Here is an 18,545-nt window from a genome sequence, read left to right as displayed (position 1 = left end):
GTCGCGCCACTCTCGACGTCCGGCCGTACAGGCGGCGTCGTCGGTGCCGACCTGCATGAACGCGCATGCACCGTCGCCCGATGCCAAGCTTCGGGTTCATGCTGCGATGCAACATAATGCCCGGTCGTCCTTGCCGGAGACCTGCAATGGCCAGCGCCTCGCCCGCGCCGCTGCCCAGCCACGCCGCCACACCGATCCTGTTCGCGCTCGCCCTGGGCGGGTTCGCGATCGGCACCAGCGAATTCGCGATGATGGGGCTGATGCCCAATCTGGTGCGCGCATTCGGCGTCAGCGAACCGGAGGTCGGCCATCTGATCAGCAGCTATGCGCTCGGCGTGGTCGTCGGCGCGCCGTTGTTGGCGATCCTCGGCGCGCGCCTGCCGCGGCGCACGTTGCTGCTGGCGCTGATGGGCTTCTATGCCGTGGGCAACCTGGCCACTGCGCTGGCGCCCAACTACCTGGCCATGCTGGTGGCGCGTTTCGTCGCCGGCCTGCCGCACGGCGCCTACTTCGGCACCGCGGTGCTGGTCGCCGCGTCGATCAGCCGGCCCGACCAGCGCGGCACGGCGGTCAGCCGCGTGCTGCTGGGACTGTCGATCGCGATCCTGGTCGGCAATCCGCTGGCGACCTGGCTCGGGCAGTTGTCGAGCTGGCGCTGGACGTTCGCGCTGGTGGCGGCGATCGCGCTGCTCACTGTCGTTTTGGTGGCGCGTTTCCTCGCGCCCGATCCCGTGGCACCCGGGCAATCGCCGATGCGCGAGTTGCGCGCGTTCAACCGCTCCCAGGTCTGGCTGGCGCTGGCGATCGGCGCGATCGGTTTTGCGGGCATGTTTTGCGTCTTCAGCTACCTGGCGCCGACGCTGATCGAGGTGACCGGCGTCGCCGAGACCTGGATTCCGGTGGCGCTGGCGGCGTTCGGCGTCGGGGCGATCATCGGCAACGTGGCCGGCGGCTGGCTGTTCGACCGGCTGCAGTTCCGCGCCGCGGCGGTGATCCTGGGCTGGTCGCTGTTGGTGCTGCTGCTGTTTCCGTTGGCGGCGCAGGCGACGTGGTCGATCCTGCCGGCCGTGGTCGCACTCGGCACGATGGGGGCACTGGCGCCGGTCCTGCAGACCCGGCTGATGGATGTGGCCGGCGATGCGCAGACACTGGCGGCGGCGTCCAACCACGCCGCGTTCAACACCGCCAATGCGCTCGGTCCATGGCTGGGCGGACTGGCGATCAGTGCAGGCCTGGGCTGGACCTCGACCGGGTGGGTAGGCGCAGCGACGGCCACGGCCGGTCTGCTGATCTACGCCTGGGCGCGGCGCGACGAGCGGCGGCAGCCGGTGGCGACCGCGGGCTAGCGGATCGCGCGCTGCGTGCGGCCTTCACGTTCGCGGCGCTGGCCGACCTCGACACTCGACGCCGACCCCCGACATGCGGAGTACCCGATGGCATCGCCCAGCAAGGCCGACGAGGACGCGAAGACGATCGCGTCGCTGATCGACGATATCGACATCACGATGTTCACCACCGTCGCCCGCAGCGGTGCGCTGGTCAGCCGTCCGCTATCGACGCAGAAGGCGCAGTTCGACGGCGAGCGGATCTGGTTCTTCGTCGCTGCCGACAGTCCGAAGATCGACGAGATCGCGCGCAATCCCAACGTCAACCTGGCCTATGCCTCGCAGCGCCGCAACACCTATGTGTCGGTCTCGGGCCAGGCGCGGATCAGCGGCGATCGCGCCAAGGTGGTGGCGTTCTGGAACGATGCGCTCAAGGCGTATTTCCCGGGCGGTATCGACGATCCGAATCTCGCCCTGGTCGAGGTCGAAGCCCACACCGCCGAGTACTGGGACGCGCCCGGCACGCTGATCGGCAAGGCGATCGCGTTCGCCACCGCGCGGGTGACCAAGCGCAAGGACGCGATGGGCGAGAACCGCATCGTCGACCTGCGCGGCGAGCGCAAGACCTCGCGCCCGCCGCCGTCGCGCAAGGCGCGCGGCAATCAGGCCCGGACGACATCGAAGGCGTCGTCCACGAAGCGGGCAGCCGCCAGCGAGTCCGCGACGCACACGAGCACGGCGAAAAAGGCGGCGCCGCAGCAAGCCACGACCAAGCAGGCCGCCAGGACGGCGAACGCAGCCAAGACGAGCGCGAAGAAGACGGCCGCCGTCAGGACGACCGGCCGGACGGCCGCGACCAAGGCGCCGGCCAGGAAGACGGCCGGCACGTCCAAGCGTCCGATGCGCTGAACCGGCTTCGGCGCGGGGGCTGCAGCCCGGCCGCAGCAGCGGCACACTGCACGCCCCCAACCCCGATCCGTCCGCCCATGTCCCTGCCCGAGACCGAGTTCGATCCCGACGACAATTTCGCGTTCCTCGCCGATGGCCGCACCGATGCCGAGGACGACCCGGAGGCCGACCTCGAGGCGATCGCCTGGCAGTGGCTGCTGCTGATCAATCCGGGCGACGAGGAGGCGGCGCGCCAGCAATTCCTTGCCTGGCAGGACGCGCTGCCGACCGACCCGGACGCCGATGCAGTGCGCGAGGCGCTCGGAGCGGTCACTGACTGGCGGGCCAGCTTTCGGATTGCCGAGGACGACCGTGTCGCGCTGATCGAGGCGCTGGTGGAACTGGCCGCGCGGTTCCGCGTGGAGATCGATTGGGACCTGGAAGACCCCACCGATGCCGACGCACTGGTCGATGTCCCGCCGTCGGCACTGCTTGGTGCCGCCTACGATCAACTGCGAGTCGCCGGCTATACGCTGTGGACCTGGGAGACCGGCGACGACACCTTCGCCGGGGCGATGGCCCTGCGCGACGACGACGATGGCGTGCGCACCCTCGGCCATGCACTGGGACTGGACCTGCGCCCCGGCGCCTGAACACGCGGCCCGTACCCTGTGCACACCACCGTCCCCGATTCGGTGCTAGCGTCTGCATCATCGCCAGCGCGTGGAGGGTGCGATGGACGAGATCGTCGGTGGACGTGCGCAGCGCTGGGCCGTGCCCACCGCGTTGCTCGCGCTGGCCTGTGGGTCGCCGGCCTGGGCCGGCGATGGTGCCGCAGCGGTCCAGGCCGATGCGGTCGCCACGGTGGCCATCGAGCCGCAACCGTGGGCGCAGCCGATCGGGGAGTCGTGGCCGATCCGGCGCGCCTCATCGCTGAAAGCCGAGTACCGGCGCATCCGCGCATTGCGGATCGAGCAGATGCAGCCTGAGTACGAGCGCCGTAGCGCGCAGGCTGGCCCGGATGCGGCGCAGGCCTGGCGTGACGCCACGCTGCGCGACATCGCCCGCCAGGATCTGCGCGACCTGCGCGCACGGCTGGATCGCTGACGCAGCCGCCTACGCTGCGATCAGCGTGGCGCTGCGGTGTCGTTGGGATCGGCGCCGTCGACCGCGGCCTGCGCATCGGTACGCGCCTGTGCATCCGGTGACAGGCCGGCGTCGCGTCGATTGCGGCCGGGCGCGAGAGCCAGTTCGACGAGGATCGGGAAATGGTCCGAGCCGATCGCCGGCAACCGGCGCATGCCCACCAGGGTGAAGTGCCGGCTGTGGAACAGATGGTCGAGCGGCCAGCGCAGGCCCGGCAGGCGTGCGTGGAAGGTGTTGTACATGCCGCGCCCGATACGGGGGTCGAGCAGACCGCTGACCTTGCGGAACAGGCGCGTGGTCCGCGACCACGCCACGTCGTTGAGGTCGCCGGCGACGATCACCGGGTGTTCGGCTTCGCGTGCTGCGCGCCCGACCAGCACCAGTTCGGCGTCGCGGTCCTGCGAACTGTCGGCTTCGGTCGGGCTCGGCGGGCGCGGGTGCAGGGCATGCAACACGACCCGCTGGCCGTTATCGAGCTCGAGCGTGGCATGCATCGACGGGATGTCGTCCTCGACCAGATAGCGCACCTTGGCATCGTGCAGCGGCAGGCGCGTGTACAGATGCATGCCGTACAGGTTGTCGAGCGGGCAGCGCAGCGCATGCGGCAGCAGGTCCTCCAGGCCGTCGAGCGCGCGCTCCCAGTGCCGGTCGGTCTCCACCGCAATCAACACGTCGGGGCGGTGTTCGCGCACCAGCGCCACCAACGGCGCGGTGTCGCGGTTGTGCATCAGCACGTTGCTGGCGAGTAGACGGATGCGCGGGCGCGCATCGGCGGGCGCATCACTGACCTCCGGCCGCCGCAACCGGGTGTAGGGCACGATCCACCAGGCCTGCCAAAGCACGCAGCCGGCATTGACGACTACGATCGCGGTGGTCCACGCATCGTCGATCGGCTGCAACACCATCTGGGCCACCAGCACGGCGATCGAAAGCACCAGCAGTTGCAGACGCGGGAAATCGAGACCGCGGATCCACCACGCGCCGCTGCGGATGGTGGGCATCAGGGTGGCGATCGCCAGCACCATCGTGGCGGTCGCGAACACGGGAGTCAGCATGGACGGGCCGGCGGGAGGGAGGCCGGACTATCCGCGATGTCGGCCCGCGCCGATGTGAATGCGGCGCGGGCCGATGGCACTGGCAGGCATCGGCGCCCGGCAGACGGCCGTCAGCGCGTGCCCGCGTCGCCTTGCGTCGGCGTACCGGCACCGCGCTGCGTGCCGGACGCCGGCTCGCCATGGCGGTGGCCGGTGTCATGCTGGCGCGCCGCGGTCGACAGCGGACCTGCCGCGCCGGGGCCGGCTGCGGGCGGCACGTAGGTCGAGGCCCCGGTCGAGGAAGCACTGCCCGATGCATCGCGGCCCGAAGTGGCCGGGGCCGTGTCGCCCCCGGGCTGCCAGCGTCCTGCGTCGCGCACGCGAAGGCGATTCTCGACATCCTTCACACCCGCGCAGCCTTCGGCAATGTCCTCGATGCGGTGCTTGGTCCAGCGCTGCTCGACGTGACCCTCGAGCGTCACGATGCCCTCGTGGACCCGCACCGAGACCTCGCGGGCATCGATTTCGTCGCTGTGGGTGAGCCGTTCGCAGATGTCCTCGGTGATCCGCGCATCGGAGCGGACGTAGCCTTTCGGGCCGACGCCACGCCAGCCGCGTCCCGGCGCTCGCCCGGCATCGCCGCGCGCTGTCGCCCGGCCGACACGGCCCTCGCGGTCGTAGGCACCGAAATGCGCGAAATCGGGCGCGCCGCCCAGGTGGTCGACCTCGTTGAACCAGTGCGGGGCGCGATGCCCCCAGTCCGATAGGTGGTCGTCGCCGTCGCGCAGGTCGCCACCGCCACCCCCAGCACCGTAGGCGCGGCCACTGCCGCCCCGCGCGTCGTCGGGATGCCGGTCGCGTGAAAACTGGGTGTAGGGCGCACCTGCGCCGTAGCCCTCGCCAGGGTGATCACGGGCGTCGTGGCCGCCGTGCGGACCCTGCTGGCGGCGCCAGGCGTGCTGCTGGGCTCCTGCCGGATCGCCGTAACCGGCGTCGCCGCCGGCTTCGCCGCGATAGGGCGCGTCGCGGTAGGCGCGGCGTCCACTGCCGGGGCCGGGGCCATGGCGACCTTCGTCGCCGTCTCGGGAAGCCATCTGGTCTCTCCTCTCGCTCAGCCAGCGCCTGCCGGCGTCGATGTAGCGCGCACCCGTGGCCAGCAGCTCTTCGCCGAAGGCCTTCATTTCCGAGGTGCCGGGGATGTCGTCTTTGCGGTCGTGCATCGCAGTCTCCTCGCCGACGGGCGGCGATGGCGGCGGCGCACCGGAGGCGGTGCCCGTGGAACGGCCGAAAGACACCCGTGTGCGGGATGCGCCGCCCACCTGGGCGGCCGGCCGTGCGGCATTTCCTTGAGATCAGGAGCGCCCGACGCCGCGGTGGCACGGGCGTCGGGGCGATGCCGTCACGCGACGGTGCGCGCGGGCGCGTTCGCGAGGCGTCAAATTCCCGCGGCAATTCCGTGGCGCGGCGGCGATCGGAACGCTCGTCCTCAACGGCCGAGTGCGGCCATACCGGCTTGCGGGTAGCGCGTGCCGGCGGCGGCATCGGGCGGGAAAATCGCATCGATGCGGGCCAGGTCGTCATCGGTCAGCCCGATGGCGAGCGCGGCGATGTTCTCGTCGAGAAAGCCCACGCGCTTGGTGCCTGGGATCGGCACGATGTCCTCGCCCTGGGCCAGCACCCAGGCCAGCGCGAGTTGGCCGGGCGTGACGCCGTAGTCCTGCGCGATCGCCTGCACTTGTTCGACCAGCACCAGATTGCGGTCGAAGTTCTCGCCCTGGAAGCGCGGCGAATGGCGGCGGTAGTCGTCGGCCTCGAAGTCCTCGGGGGTGCGGATCGTGCCGGTCAGAAAGCCCCGGCCCAGCGGGGAATAGGCGACGAAGCCCACGCCCAGTTCGCGGCAGGCGGCCAGCGCGCCGGTGGTCTCGGGGTCGCGCGACCACAGCGAGTACTCGCTCTGCAATGCGGTGATCGGATGCACCGCGCAGGCGCGGCGCAAGGTCTGCGCGGACGCCTCCGACAGGCCGAGATGACGGACCTTGCCCTGCTCGACCAAGCGCGCCATCGCGCCGACGGTGTCCTCGATCGGCACCTGGGGATCGACACGGTGCTGGTAGTACAGGTCGATCGTCTCGATGCCCAGCCGCGACAGGCTCGCCTCGCAGGCGGCGATCACGTACTCCGGACGCCCGTCGACGCTGCGCGCCTGCGGGTCGTCGGGATTGAGCCGGATGCCGAACTTGGTTGCCACGAACGCGTCGTCGCGGCGGCCCTGCAACGCACGGCCGACCAGCGATTCGTTGGTGTGCGGGCCGTACATGTCGGCGGTGTCGAGCAGGGTGATGCCCTGATCGAGGGCATGGTGGATGACGCGGATGGCATCGGCGTCGCTTTCGCGTCCGCCGTAGAACGCGCTCATGCCCATGCAGCCCAGGCCGATGGCCGAAACGGCGGGGCCGCCGAGGCCGAGTTGACGGGTCTTCATGCTGTGGCTCCAGGGTCGGGGGAAAGGGGAGGCGAGGGGGCGGCCGCGGCGTCGCGTGCCGCCTCGGCTTCGCGGTCGGCGGCGGTCACGGTCTCGGCGCCGGGCGAGCGGGTATCGGCATGGTCGGGCGCCGGCTGCGCAGGCCGTGGCCGTTGCGCGCCGACCTCCTCGACGTCGTTGCGCAGTCGCGGCAGCGCTTCGGGATGATGGGCGGCCAGGAACGCCAGCATGCCTTCGCGTACCGCGCAGCGCAGATCGAACAGCTCGCCCGAGTTGCGCGCGCTCACCAGCAGGCGGACCTCGATCGTGTGCTTGTCGGTCTCGGTGACCTGGGTCACGCACACGCGGCGGTCCCAGCGCGGATCGGCCTCGCACAGCCGCTGCAGTTCCGCGCGGATCGTCGCGATCGGCGCGCGGTGGTCGAGCCACAGGAACGCGGTGCCGAGCAACTGCGCGCTGGTACGCGTCCAGTTCTGGAAGGGATTGGAGATGAACCACTGCAGCGGCACCACCAGGCGACGCTCGTCCCAGATCCGCACGACCACGTAGGTCGAGGTGATCTCTTCGATGCGCCCCCATTCGCCTTCGACGATGACCACGTCGTCGAGCCGGATCGGCTGGGCCAGTGCGATCTGCAGGCCGGCGATCAGGTTGCCGAACACCGGCTGGGCGGCGATGCCTGCGACCAGGCCGATGATGCCGGCCGAGGCCAGCAGCGCGGCGCCGACCTGGCGCACCTGCGGAAACGTCATCAGCGCCAGCGCCACGCCGACCAGGATCACCGTGCCCTGCACGACGCGGCTGATCACGCGGGTCTGGGTCTGGATGCGCCGCGCCGCGAGGTTGTCCTCGATGTCGACCGGATGCTCGCGCAGGATGCGCGCTTCGATTGCGCCGACCACGCGGGCCAGCAGCCACGTCAGGCACAGCATGCCGCCGATCCCGAGCCCATGACGCAGCGACCGCACCAGGTCGGGGTCGAGCGGCGTGTAGTTCAGTGCGATCGCCAGGAACAGTAGCGGCAAGGCGATCGCGGCTGGGGTCGCGACCATCTGGGCGATGCGCGCGCGCAAGTAGTCCTGCGCATGGCGGCGCGCGGTGCGGCGCAGCGCGCGCAGCGCCCAGTGCACGATCAGGCCCAGCAGCAACGCCGCCGCCAGCGGCCAGGCCACGGCGGACAGGTAGTTCCAGTCCAGCGTCATCTCGCCTCCGCGTCGGAACATGAAGCGGCGATCCTGCCCGAGCGTGGGTCGATGGCATGTGGAGTGGGCGGCGCGTGCATGCTGCGGGCCGCCGCTGCGCTTCAGCCGCGTTGTCGCATCCGGCGCAGCAGGGCAACGACCAGCCAGAGGCCGACCACGATGTACGGCACACAACTGGGCACCCACATCAACAGCCCGGCCAGTTGCTGGTCGCGCAGTGGATCGAGCCCCACCAGCAGCGCGCGATCGGTGTAGACCGGATACAGCAGCCGCGGTGCGAAGGTCAGCAGCGCGCCGAGGAAGCCCATCTGCATCATCACCGCCACCAAGGCGACGAGCCCGCCGACGGCGCCGGCATCGGGGGCGCGCAGCCGCCGCCACACCGCCGCCCAGAACCACACGCCCGCGACCAGGAAGCTGGCGTGCATCGCGCGGTGCAGGGCGGTATCGGCAAGGGCGGCCGCGGTCGCCCCCGGCAGATGCCACAGCCACATCGTCGCGCCGTGCATCACCGCCGCCGGCGCGAGCGCTGTGGCCAGCGACGACAGCGGCCGATGCAGACGGCGGTGCAGACGCGCGGCCCAGCGCCCCGGCAACGCGGCGGCGGCGATCGCGAACGGGCGGCCGGCCAGCAACAGCGGCGGCGCCAACGCGAGCAGGGTCATGTGCTGGGCCACGTGCGCCGACAGCGCATAGGCGGCGAATGCGTCCAGCGGCCAGACCATCGCCGCCCCCAGCGCGAGCATGCCGGCTGCGAACGCGCCGACTTCGCCACGCGACACGCCGCGTCCGATGCCGGCGCGGTGCCACAGCCGCGTCAGCCCGCGTGCGTACAGCACGGCGAGTGCAAGCAGCGGGAGCAGCGTCCAAGGCGACAGCGTCCATGCGCTGGCGAGTGTGGGCGGCGGCCCCTCGGGCACGGTGGCGATCGCCGCCGTGGCGGCGCAGGCGGGAATGAGGACCCAACAGCGGCGGATGAAGCGCGACATCGCCGGCAAGCCTAGCAGCGGCCAGGTCGCGACGATGGGGGCCGTCGGTGCCTATCGATGCGGCGCGGACCGTCGCCCACGTCGGCTTGACCGACGACGCCCTAGGCTGCCTGGATCCCCGCCCCGGAGTCGCCGGTGTACTTCTGGCTCAAGGTGCTGCACATCCTCGCGATGACGGTCTGGTTTTCCGGGCTGTTCTTCCTGCCGCGATTGTTCGTGGCGCGGCATCGCCGCGAGATCGATGCCGATCCCGCGTTCTGGAATCCGGTCACCAATACGCTGTTCTTCCGCGTCATGACGCCGGCCGCGCTGGTGACCGTCGTCGTCGGCGGTGTGTTGATCGCGTTCGGCCCCAGCGGCGCCTGGCTGGTGCTCAAGCTGGTCGTCGTTGCCGCGGCGGTGTTGCTGCATCTGTACTTCGGCCTGCTGCTCTACGAACTGGGCCAGGACCGCGACCACCATGGGCCGATGTTCTACCGCGCGATCGGCTGGGTACCGCTGGTGCTGCTGCTGTCGATCGCCGCGCTGACCGGCGCCAAGCCGCGCACGGTCGGCGATCTGCCGCCACCGCCGCAGGCGCCGGCCTCTTCCAACTGATCGCCGAACACAGGCGTCACGGCGGGCGGGCAATCTGTCCGCCGGTGCGCCCCGATGCAGGGCGCACCGGGGCCCGTCACGGGCTGGTGTTGGCCTGCAGCAGGCGACCGATCTGGGTATGCGACGGCGAACTGGCCAGATCGAGCGGCATCACCAGCTTCGGATTGGGATGCGGGATCGCCCGGGCAGGCGTCTGGGGCGTCGCTTCTTCGAGCAAGGCGCCGGCATCGTCGACGCTGGTGGTGATCGGCAGGTCCGAAAGACCGAGCCGGTCGCGCACAGTGTTGGCTCGCTCGCGCAGCGCCGCGTCGGCCGGCGCGCCCTGCAGCGGCGGGGTCGCGGCCTGCGGATCGGTCTGCAGGTGTGCGCGGATCGCCGCCAGTGCCTGCTGGCGTTGCGGATGCAGCAACCCCCAGACCTCCTCGAGCAGCGCCTTGGCATCGATCTTGGGGAACGGCAGGTGCGTCGGCCCGGTCATCACGATGCGCGGTGCGAGCCGGCCGACCGGCTGTACATCGCATTCGGCCAGGGCACGATAGACGACCTCGCTGCAGATCATGTGGCTCGGGTTGTCGTGGATCAGGTGGTCGAGCGCTTCGCGCACGACGATGCGTGCCAGCCAGTTCTGCGGCCACTTGCCGCGGACCGCGACGACCACGCCGAGAAACGCCAGCGCATCGACCGGATAGGGAATGCCGAGCATCGACTCGGCCTTGGCCAGCACGCTGGCCCGGTCGGCGTCGTCGAGCGGACTGCCGTCGTGCGCGAGCGGACGGTAGGCGTCGAGCAGCACGATCTCGGCGGTGTCGACCAGCCGCTGCGCCAGCGGATACCGGCGCACGCCCGAGGCGGCGGCCTCGATCAGGTCGCCCTGGTCGGCGACGATCGCCGCATGGCTGTAGATGCTGTCGCCGCACCAGGCGATCAGCGTGGACAACTGGCCACTGCTGAGCATCAGCAGGATGTCGCCTGGCAGCAGGTCCTGTTCAGTGGCGGGGGGCGGTGTCGGGGCGGCGTTCGTCTGGGTCATGCGCGGGCGTCCGTGTAGGCGGCAGGAAGGGCAACGGGGGCTGGGGCGGACGTGACGCGATCGCGGCCGCCGCTCTTGCTGGCATACAGCGCGGCGTCGGCACGCGCGAGCAGCGCTGCCATCGACTCGCCGGCCGCGAACTGCGCCACGCCGATACTCAGCGACAGCGGCAGGGTCTGCTCCCCGGCCGAGAGCGGATGGGTGCGGACGGCCGTGCAGATCGCCTGCGCCGTCGCCTCGGCCTGCACCAGGTCGGCGCCGGGCAGGACGGCCAGCAGTTCGTCGCCGCCGTAGCGACCGAGCGCGTCGCGCTCGCGCAGGCGGTTGCGGGCCCGGGCGGCGACGATGCGCAGGCATTCGTCGCCCAACGCATGGCCATGGCGATCGTTGATGGCCTTGAAGCGGTCGAGGTCGATGAACGCGACCGACAGCGGCGTCGCGCGCGCGTCCGCCAGTGCGATCTCCTGGGCCAGGCGCTGCTCGATCGCGCTGCGACTTGCCATGCCGGTCAGCCCGTCGACCATCGCCAGATGGCTGGCGCGGTCGCGATCTCGGCGCAGCTCGACCATCGCATCGGCCAAGCCCAGCGTCAGCAGCAGGCCGGACGTCGCCAGGCCCAGGTCCATGCCGCTGCCCACCCACGCCGGTGCATTCCAGGCGCCCATCAGTTCGAGCGTGCGCAGGATGCAGAACCCCAGCAGTGGCAACCAGGCGATCGACAGGATCCGCGCCTCGCGCTGGCCGCGCCAAGCCTGGACCCAGGCGATCAGCAGCAGGATCACCGACGACACCATCAGTCCGAGGTTGCCCAGATAGGACAACAGCCGGCTGTCGAACAGCGCGTGCCCGCACGCGATCGCCGCCATCGCGCCGGCGCACACGCGCAGCACGATCGCGATCCTGGGCAGATGGCGGTCCACGTCGAGATAGCGCGCCTGGAACAGGATCGCGAACAGGCCGCCGAGCGAGGCCAGGACCCGCTGCGGCTGCAGCGAGCGGCCGAACGCCGCGTCCAGCAGTGGGATGTCGCGGGCTTCGCCGCCCAGGACCAGCAGGTAGATCAGCACGCAGGTCAGGTTGGCGGCGAAGTACAGGTGCGCACGTTCGCGCAGGCGCAGCCAGAAGGCCGCCGCCAGCAACAGCAGCACCGTCGTCGCGCCCAGGCTGAAGGCCCGCCGGTAGGCATAACGCAGATCATCGCGCTGCACTTGGGCCAGCGGCGCGATGTCGACCGGCATCGGAATCGAGCCTTTGGCGATCACCCGCAGCCAGACCGCATCGCCCGCGCGCAGGCCGTCGGGCAGGTCGATCACCAGCGCGCGCGGCGAATAGCGGTCGTCGGCATACGCACCGTAGACCCCGTACCGCGAGGGCGCGGTCGCGCCTGGCGGCCAGGCCTCGATCTCGTTGAGGAATGGCGTGGACAGCAGCAGCTTGGGCGCCTCGTCGGCAGGGAAGTCGATCCGGCTGGTCAGCTTCCACCAGACGCCGCCGCGCTCGCGCTCGAACAGCACGTCCGGCCGGTTGGGCCGCAGCGCATCGGCCGTGTCCACAGGCGGCGCATCAATGCCGGCCGTCGTCTCCAGACGCTGCAGCGTCCATGCCTGCGCGCATGCGGCGGTCGCGCACGCCCACAGCAGGACCGCCGCTGCCCAACGAGCCACCATCCCCATGCGCCTGTGCCGCGTGCTCCCCGTGAGTCGGGAGAATATCGCAGGCTCCGCGCTCGCGCAGGGCCTTCAGGGGGGCGTGCGCGTCGATCCGCATTCAGTCTGTTGCGGCAGGGCTGCACGATCGGCGTGCCGGCGCCACGACGATCGGCCGTCGTCACGCCGTCGGTGGTTTCTTCTCCATATCGCGGCCTTTCGGCGTCTCCGGCTCCTCATCGCCGTACACACCGACGCCATGGCGGAAGCTCAGCGTGCCGCCGAGCCAGCCGGCGACGGCCACCAGCAGCGCCATCACCGCCGACGACAGCAGGCCCCAGGGCCAGACCGCGGCCACCGGGTCGGGCAGGCGCAGCCACACGCCAAGCGCCGCCATCGCCAGCACCATCACCGCGACGATGAAATGGTTCCAGGCCGAGACGTGTCGGCGCACCACACGGATCGACATCATGTCCATCGTGCCGACGATCCCGGCGAGCACGCCAAATCCCAGCCCGCCGACGTTGAGCCAGAACGCCAGCTCCGCCCAGAACGGCGTGCGCAGCCACAGATACAGGCCGTCGGCGACGACGACCATCGACAGGAATGCGATCGGGAACGTCACCAGCATCGGGTGGATCGGGTGCTTGGCGATCGCCAGCACGCTTTCGACCGTGTGGCTCTGGGTCCGTGGGACGGGCTGTTTCAGATCCTTGCGCATCGGGTCCTCGTTGGGCGCGTCAGGCGCAGGTGGGCAGCAGCGCGACCGGCAGCGCGGTGAACCCCACCCCGATCGCGGCGACCAGCGCGACGAGCGCGGTCAGCAGAGGCAGGAAGTGCCGCCGGTCGCCGGCAGGGCGGGTCGGCGCGGCCATGCGTCGCGCGCGCCAGGCCGCACGGCCGGACCACGCGATGCCCAGCAGCGCGAGCAGCGTCAGCCCCCACAGCGCCCAGGTCATGGCCTCGAGTCCGGCGACGGGCGTGCGGCCCAGTCCGCGTGCGCAGGCCAAGCCCTGCAGGCTGTAGACGACGACGAAATGCAGTGCCCAGACCGCCAGCGGCGCGGCCATGCGGGTCAGGCCCAGGCGATCGTCGGGCCGGTTCATAGCCACCTCGGGAACAGATGCAGCACGCCCCAGACGACCACGCCCTGGCCGACCGCATACCGCCAGAAGCCGGCGGCCACGCGCGACTCCAGGCTGCGCACGGCGTCGACATGGCCGCGATGGATGCGCAGCGCGACGAAGCCGCCGATCAGCATCGCCACGACCACGTGCACCGCGTGGAAGCCGGTCAGCGTCCAGACCACCGACGCGTAGGCGTGGACCTGCGGCGCCCCGGTCGACTGCCAGATCGCCGGCAGGTGCAGCGCAAGAAACCCGGCGCCGGCAACGAGCGCGGCCGCGTGCCAGGCGATCGCGCTGCCGCGGTGTCCGGCGCGCAGCGCGCGCGGCGCGGCCCATGCCGACAGCAACGGCACCGCCAATGCCGCCAGCGCGGCGAGCGTCGGCGTCCAGGCCGCGAGCTGCGCCCCGCCAGCCGGCCACGCCGGAGCGTTGAGCCACAGATAGAAGTACGCAAAGACCAGCGAGGCGAACAGCGAGCCATCGATCAGCAGCGTCGCCACCAGCGCCCACCAGCCCGGCGCGTTGCGCGCCGCGGCCTGGGTCGGCAGCGTCAGCCCCGGCGCGACCTCGATCGACGCCGGCGCATGGCGGTCGCCGGTGGTCCAGGCCCAGACCAGAAACAACCCGATCAGCGGCATCAGCATCAGCACCGACAGCCAGTATTGCGAGGTGATGAAGCCGGTCAGCACCGCCCCGATGGACAGCGCTGCGAGCAGCGGCAGCCAGGTCGAGGTCGAGACCCGGATCACCTGCTCGGGGCGTGCCGACTGGATGCCTGTGCCCAGGAGCTCGCGTCGCCCGTCGTGCGCCTCGCCGAGCAGGCCGTCGGTGCGCGCGATCTCATCGGCGATCGCCGGACGGTGCCATAGCGGGTAGCGATCGCCGACCTCGGGTACCGAGGCAACGTTGTACGCCGGCACCGGCCGCGGCAGCGCCCATTCCAGCGTGCCGGCCTGCCAGGGGTTGGCCTCGGCGCGGCGCCCCAGCACGAAGCACAGCGCGACGTCGATCAGGATCGCGATCACGCCGACCGCGAGGACGAAACCGGCCGCGGTGGAGACCAGGTTGAGCCAGTGCACGCCCAGCTCCATCGCATAGCTGTCGACGCGCCGCGGCAGCCCGACCAGACCGGTCAGGTGCATCGGCAGGAACGTCAGGTTCATGCCGATGAACACCAGCCAGAAGCCGCTGCGGCTCAGCGATTCGGAGGGCATGCGTCCGCTCGCCAGCGGCAGCCAGTAGTAGAGCCCGGCGAACATCGGGAACATCAGCCCGCCGATCAGCACATAGTGCAGATGCGCGACGACGAAATGGGTGTCGTGCGCCTGCCAGTCGAACGGCACGAAGGCCAGCATCACCCCGGTCAGCCCGCCGCAGACGAACACCACGAAGAAGCCGACGATGTGCAGCATCGGCACGCGCAGCCATGGCTTGCCCGACCACAGCGTGGCGATCCACGCAAACACCTGGATGCCGGTCGGGATGGCCACCATCATGCTCGCCGCACTGAAGAACGCCAGCGCCAGCAATGGGATGCCGACCGCGAACATGTGGTGCACCCACAGTCCGAAGCTCAGAAAGCCCGTCGCCACCAGCGCCAACACGATCCAGGTGTAGCCCACGATCGGGCGGCGGGCGAACGTCGGCACCACCATCGACACCACGCCGGCGGCCGGTAGGAAGATGATGTAGACCTCCGGATGGCCGAACAGCCAGAACAGGTGCTGCCACAGCAGCGGATCGCCGCCACGCGCGACCTCGAAGAACGCGAAGTCGAACGCGCGCTGGATCTCCAGCAGCAGGCTGGCCAGGATCAGTGGCGGAAAGCCGAACGCGATCATGAAGGCGGTCACCAGCACCGCCCAGGCGAACACCGGCATGCGCGTGAGATCCATGCCCGGCGCGCGCGTGATCAGGATCGCCACGATCAGCTCCACCGCCGCGGTGACCGCCGCGATCTCGGCGAACGTCACGCCGATCAACCAGAAATCCGCACCCTTGCCCGGCGAGTAGGTCGCATCGGTCAGCGGCGTGTACATGAACCAGCCGCCGTCGGGCACGCTGCCGAACAGGAAGCTCGAGTACAGGAACAAGCCGCCGAACAGATAGCACCACCAGCCGAACGCCGAGAGCCGCGGGAACGGGAGGTCGCGCGAGCCGAGCATCTTCGGGATCAGGTACATCGCGAAGCCTTCCATGATCGGCACCGCGAACAGGAACATCATCGTCGTGCCGTGCATGGTCACGAACTGCGCATAGCGCGCCGGGTCGAGCACCTGCAGGCCCGGCCAGGCCAACTGCAGCCGGATGAACATCGACAGCATCCCGCCGATCAGCAGGAACGCAAAGCCGGTGACGATGAAGCGCATCGCGATCGTCGAATGGTTGACCGCGGTCAGCTGGCCGACCAGACCGCGTCCGTTCGACCACACACGCTCGAGCAGTGCCAGGCGCTCGGCGTGGCGCAGGTGATCGCCGGGCGAGGGCAGCACCGGATCGGGCCCCAGGCCGCCGCTCACAGCACGTTCTCCGAGGCGCGGTGACGTGGCGGCGCGCGCCCGGCCGGGGCCTGCGCCGACGGGGGCTCGTCGGCCCGCGCCGGCGGCTGGGCCGCCAGCCACGCGGGCATCGCCGCGGCCTCCATCACCCGCACCGGAAACAGCATGCGTGCGTGCTCCAGGCCGCAGAACTCCGCGCACTGGCCGCGCATCGGCACCGCGGCGTCGGCGCGCAAGCGCAGGACGTTGACGCGCCCGGGGATCGCATCGATCTTGCCGCCGAGCCGAGGCACCCAGAAGCTGTGGATCACGTCATCGCTGGTGATGCGGAACTCGACCATCCGGCCCAGCGGCATCGCCAGCGCGTCGACACTCTCGCCCAGCACCGCGTCGTCGGCATCGCGATAGCGGAAATGCCATTGCCATTGCCGCGCGGTGACCTCGACGACCATGTCCGGTTCCACGCCGACCCCGGTCACCCGCGCGCTGGTCAGGCTGCCGTAGACCAGCAGCGCGGTCAGCACCAGCGTCGGCAGCACCAGGCCGCCCCACACGACCAGGCGTTCGGGCTGCTTCAGCGCCTGGCCGGCCTCGCGGCGGCGCAGCGCACGCCACAACAGCACGAGCACGAGCGCCCAGACCATCGTGAACGCGCCGGCCATCAGCCACCAGCCGAAGGCGATCTGCGCCGCGGCCGGGCCGGCGGGGTCGAGCGCCGATTGCGGACCGGCGCAGCCGGCCAGCGCAAGGCCGCTCAGTGCGACGCCGGCGGCGATGCGGGCGCGAAGGCGCCGTGGTTGTCGGTTCCGATGCTCGATGATGCCGCCCCTAGGAGATACGCGCCGCGGTCGTGTTGATCGACAGACCCGCGCTGCACGCTATCGATCGCGGCGGCCACGCGATGTGAATGCGCTTCTGCGGTGGCCGGGATGTCGAAAGGCGCCGGGCCGCGCGGCGTCGAAGACGCCGCATCGATCTGCGTTCAGCGCGGTGACGATGCCGTCTCACGGATTGAGACATGGACCTGTCACGGTCCGCCGGTGAACCTGACCGACAAGCTCGCTGTGCTCGCCGACGCCGCCAAGTACGACGCCTCCTGTGCGTCGAGTGGCGCGAACCGGCGCGACTCGTCGAAGACCGGCGGCATCGGCAGCACCGAGGGCATGGGCATCTGCCATTCGTACACGCCCGACGGCCGCTGCGTGTCGCTGCTCAAGATCCTGCTGACGAACTTCTGCGTGTTCGACTGCGCCTACTGCGTCAACCGGGTGTCGAGCAACGTGCGCCGCGCACGCTTCACGACCCAGGAGGTCGTGGACCTGACCCTGGATTTCTACAAGCGCAACTACATCGAAGGGCTGTTCCTGTCGAGCGGCATCATCCGCAATGGCGACTACACGATGGAGCAACTGGTCGAGGTCGCGCGCAGTCTGCGGCAGGATCATCGCTTTGCCGGCTACATCCACCTCAAGACCATTCCCGACGCCGCGCCCGAACTGCTCGCCGCAGCCGGCCGCTACGCCGACCGGCTCAGCATCAACATCGAGCTGCCGACCGAGGCCGGCATGTCGGCACTGGCGCCGGAGAAAACCCATGCCGGCATCCACGGCGCGATGGGCGAACTCAAGTGGCGCATCGATGAGGACAAGGAGGCGCGCCGCGCCAAGCGCCAGGCCGCAGGCGTGCGCCGCGCCAAGGCGCCGCGGTTCGCGCCTGCCGGACAGAGCACGCAGATGATCGTCGGCGCCGACGGTGCCAACGATCGGCGCATCCTCGAATCGAGCAGCCGCATGTACGGCACCTATCGCATGCGCCGCGTCTACTACTCGGCCTTCAGCCCGATTCCCGACGCCTCCAAGACGCTGCCGCTGCAGGCGCCGCCGCTGCTGCGCGAACACCGGCTCTACCAGGCCGACTGGCTGCTGCGCTTCTATGGCTTCGATGTCGACGAGATCGCGCCCGAACCTGCCGCCGAGGGCGCGCCGGCTGAAGACGGCACCGAAGCGGGCATGCTCGATCTCGACGTCGATCCCAAGCTCGCCTGGGCCCTGCGTAACCCGACGCGCTTCCCGGTCGACGTCAACCGCGCGCCGCGCGAGATGCTGCTGCGCGTGCCGGGGCTGGGCGCGCGCAACGTCGAGCGGATCATCGCCGCGCGCCCGCACGGCGCCTTGCGCCTGGACGACCTGGCGCGGCTGCGCGTGCCGTTGAAGAAAGTCATGCCGTTCGTGATCGTGCCTGGCCACCATCCCCGCCAGCGCCTCGACGATCCCGTCCGTCTGCGCAGCGAACTTGCCCCGCAACCGCGCCAGGCGAGCCTGTTCTGAGGGCCTGCGATCCAATGGACCTTCTGCGCCACGCAGGCCCTCGCGTTCCAATGGGCGCTTCAGAGCGTGCAAGACGCCACGTACAGGGGAGGGTTGGGTGGGGGCGCTCTGTCCGATCGCAGCGTGTCGTGGGCGTGCCCCCATCCCGGCCTTCCCCCGTCAGCGGGGGAAGGCGACGAGCGCATCGCGGCGGCGAACGCGCCTGTGCCGCCCTCCCCCGTGCACGGGGGAGGGTTGGGTGGGGGCGCTCGGAC

Annotated in this window: 16 protein-coding genes and 1 pseudogene; 6 read left to right on the top strand and 11 right to left on the bottom strand. The window is 70.6% G+C overall.

The window, feature by feature from the left end:
- The first annotated feature begins 146 nt into the window (after window positions 1-146).
- From ABE488_RS09980 to ABE488_RS09965, 4 genes and pseudogenes are all read left to right on the top strand, one after another.
- Window positions 147-1,346, top strand: a complete 1,200-nt coding sequence (locus ABE488_RS09980) for an MFS transporter (protein ID WP_346448175.1) — start codon at window positions 147-149, stop codon at window positions 1,344-1,346.
- An 87-nt stretch (window positions 1,347-1,433) separates the two neighbouring features.
- Window positions 1,434-1,937, top strand: a pseudogene (locus tag ABE488_RS09975) (pyridoxamine 5'-phosphate oxidase family protein); the annotation flags it as partial.
- Window positions 1,938-2,311: 374 nt separating this feature from the next.
- On the top strand, window positions 2,312-2,866 hold the full coding sequence (locus tag ABE488_RS09970; protein ID WP_346444767.1) for a hypothetical protein: 555 nt from the start codon (window positions 2,312-2,314) through the stop codon (window positions 2,864-2,866).
- Window positions 2,867-2,948: 82 nt separating this feature from the next.
- A complete protein-coding gene (locus ABE488_RS09965; protein ID WP_346448173.1) occupies window positions 2,949-3,320 on the top strand; it encodes a hypothetical protein in 372 nt (123 codons plus the stop codon).
- Window positions 3,321-3,340: 20 nt separating this feature from the next.
- Here ABE488_RS09965 and ABE488_RS09960 read toward each other — a convergent pair whose 3' ends face one another.
- From ABE488_RS09960 to ABE488_RS09940, 5 genes are all read right to left on the bottom strand, one after another.
- Window positions 3,341-4,414, bottom strand: coding sequence for an endonuclease/exonuclease/phosphatase family protein (locus ABE488_RS09960; protein ID WP_346444765.1), 1,074 nt, complete (start codon window positions 4,412-4,414; stop codon window positions 3,341-3,343).
- A gap of 110 nt (window positions 4,415-4,524) precedes the next feature.
- Window positions 4,525-5,613: a BON domain-containing protein gene (locus ABE488_RS09955; RefSeq protein ID WP_346448172.1), complete on the bottom strand. Its 1,089-nt coding sequence runs from the start codon at window positions 5,611-5,613 to the stop codon at window positions 4,525-4,527.
- Window positions 5,614-5,879: 266 nt separating this feature from the next.
- On the bottom strand, window positions 5,880-6,875 hold the full coding sequence (locus ABE488_RS09950) for an aldo/keto reductase (RefSeq protein WP_346448170.1): 996 nt from the start codon (window positions 6,873-6,875) through the stop codon (window positions 5,880-5,882).
- The gene (locus ABE488_RS09945; protein WP_346448247.1) at window positions 6,872-8,077 is read right to left on the bottom strand and encodes a mechanosensitive ion channel domain-containing protein; all 1,206 of its coding nucleotides are present in this window, start codon (window positions 8,075-8,077) and stop codon (window positions 6,872-6,874) included. The genes ABE488_RS09950 and ABE488_RS09945 overlap by 4 nt, the downstream gene beginning before the upstream one ends.
- A gap of 101 nt (window positions 8,078-8,178) precedes the next feature.
- Window positions 8,179-9,066, bottom strand: a complete 888-nt coding sequence (locus tag ABE488_RS09940; protein WP_346448168.1) for a cytochrome c oxidase assembly protein — start codon at window positions 9,064-9,066, stop codon at window positions 8,179-8,181.
- A 135-nt stretch (window positions 9,067-9,201) separates the two neighbouring features.
- Between ABE488_RS09940 and ABE488_RS09935 the strand changes: the two genes are divergently transcribed.
- On the top strand, window positions 9,202-9,663 hold the full coding sequence (locus tag ABE488_RS09935; RefSeq protein ID WP_346448167.1) for a CopD family protein: 462 nt from the start codon (window positions 9,202-9,204) through the stop codon (window positions 9,661-9,663).
- A 76-nt stretch (window positions 9,664-9,739) separates the two neighbouring features.
- Here the strand turns inward: ABE488_RS09935 and ABE488_RS09930 are convergent, their stop codons facing one another.
- The 6 genes from ABE488_RS09930 to ABE488_RS09905 form a co-directional block, all read right to left on the bottom strand.
- Complete coding sequence (locus tag ABE488_RS09930) at window positions 9,740-10,693, bottom strand: hypothetical protein (RefSeq protein ID WP_346448165.1); 954 nt, start codon at window positions 10,691-10,693, stop codon at window positions 9,740-9,742.
- The gene (locus tag ABE488_RS09925; protein WP_346448163.1) at window positions 10,690-12,360 is read right to left on the bottom strand and encodes a diguanylate cyclase; all 1,671 of its coding nucleotides are present in this window, start codon (window positions 12,358-12,360) and stop codon (window positions 10,690-10,692) included. The genes ABE488_RS09930 and ABE488_RS09925 overlap by 4 nt, the downstream gene beginning before the upstream one ends.
- 160 nt (window positions 12,361-12,520) lie before the next feature.
- Window positions 12,521-13,060, bottom strand: a complete 540-nt coding sequence (locus ABE488_RS09920) for a DUF2231 domain-containing protein (RefSeq protein ID WP_346444757.1) — start codon at window positions 13,058-13,060, stop codon at window positions 12,521-12,523.
- A 19-nt stretch (window positions 13,061-13,079) separates the two neighbouring features.
- Window positions 13,080-13,445 (bottom strand): hypothetical protein, encoded by a 366-nt coding sequence (locus ABE488_RS09915; RefSeq protein ID WP_346448162.1) that lies wholly within the window; start codon window positions 13,443-13,445, stop codon window positions 13,080-13,082.
- Window positions 13,442-15,985, bottom strand: coding sequence for a cytochrome c oxidase subunit I (gene ctaD / locus ABE488_RS09910; RefSeq protein WP_346448160.1), 2,544 nt, complete (start codon window positions 15,983-15,985; stop codon window positions 13,442-13,444). Before ctaD ends, ABE488_RS09915 begins: the two co-directional genes overlap by 4 nt.
- Window positions 15,982-16,626: a cytochrome C oxidase subunit II gene (locus tag ABE488_RS09905; protein ID WP_346448159.1), complete on the bottom strand. Its 645-nt coding sequence runs from the start codon at window positions 16,624-16,626 to the stop codon at window positions 15,982-15,984. The genes ctaD and ABE488_RS09905 overlap by 4 nt, the downstream gene beginning before the upstream one ends.
- A 378-nt stretch (window positions 16,627-17,004) precedes the next feature.
- Between ABE488_RS09905 and ABE488_RS09900 the strand changes: the two genes are divergently transcribed.
- Entirely contained in the window at window positions 17,005-18,291 is a 1,287-nt protein-coding gene (locus ABE488_RS09900; RefSeq protein WP_346448157.1) for a putative DNA modification/repair radical SAM protein, read from the top strand.
- The last annotated feature ends 254 nt before the right edge of the window (window positions 18,292-18,545 follow it).

The sequence above is a fragment of the Luteimonas sp. TWI662 genome, from assembly GCF_039673825.1.
Lineage (GTDB): Bacteria > Pseudomonadota > Gammaproteobacteria > Xanthomonadales > Xanthomonadaceae > Luteimonas.
This window is presented reverse-complemented; position numbering and strand designations above follow the sequence as displayed.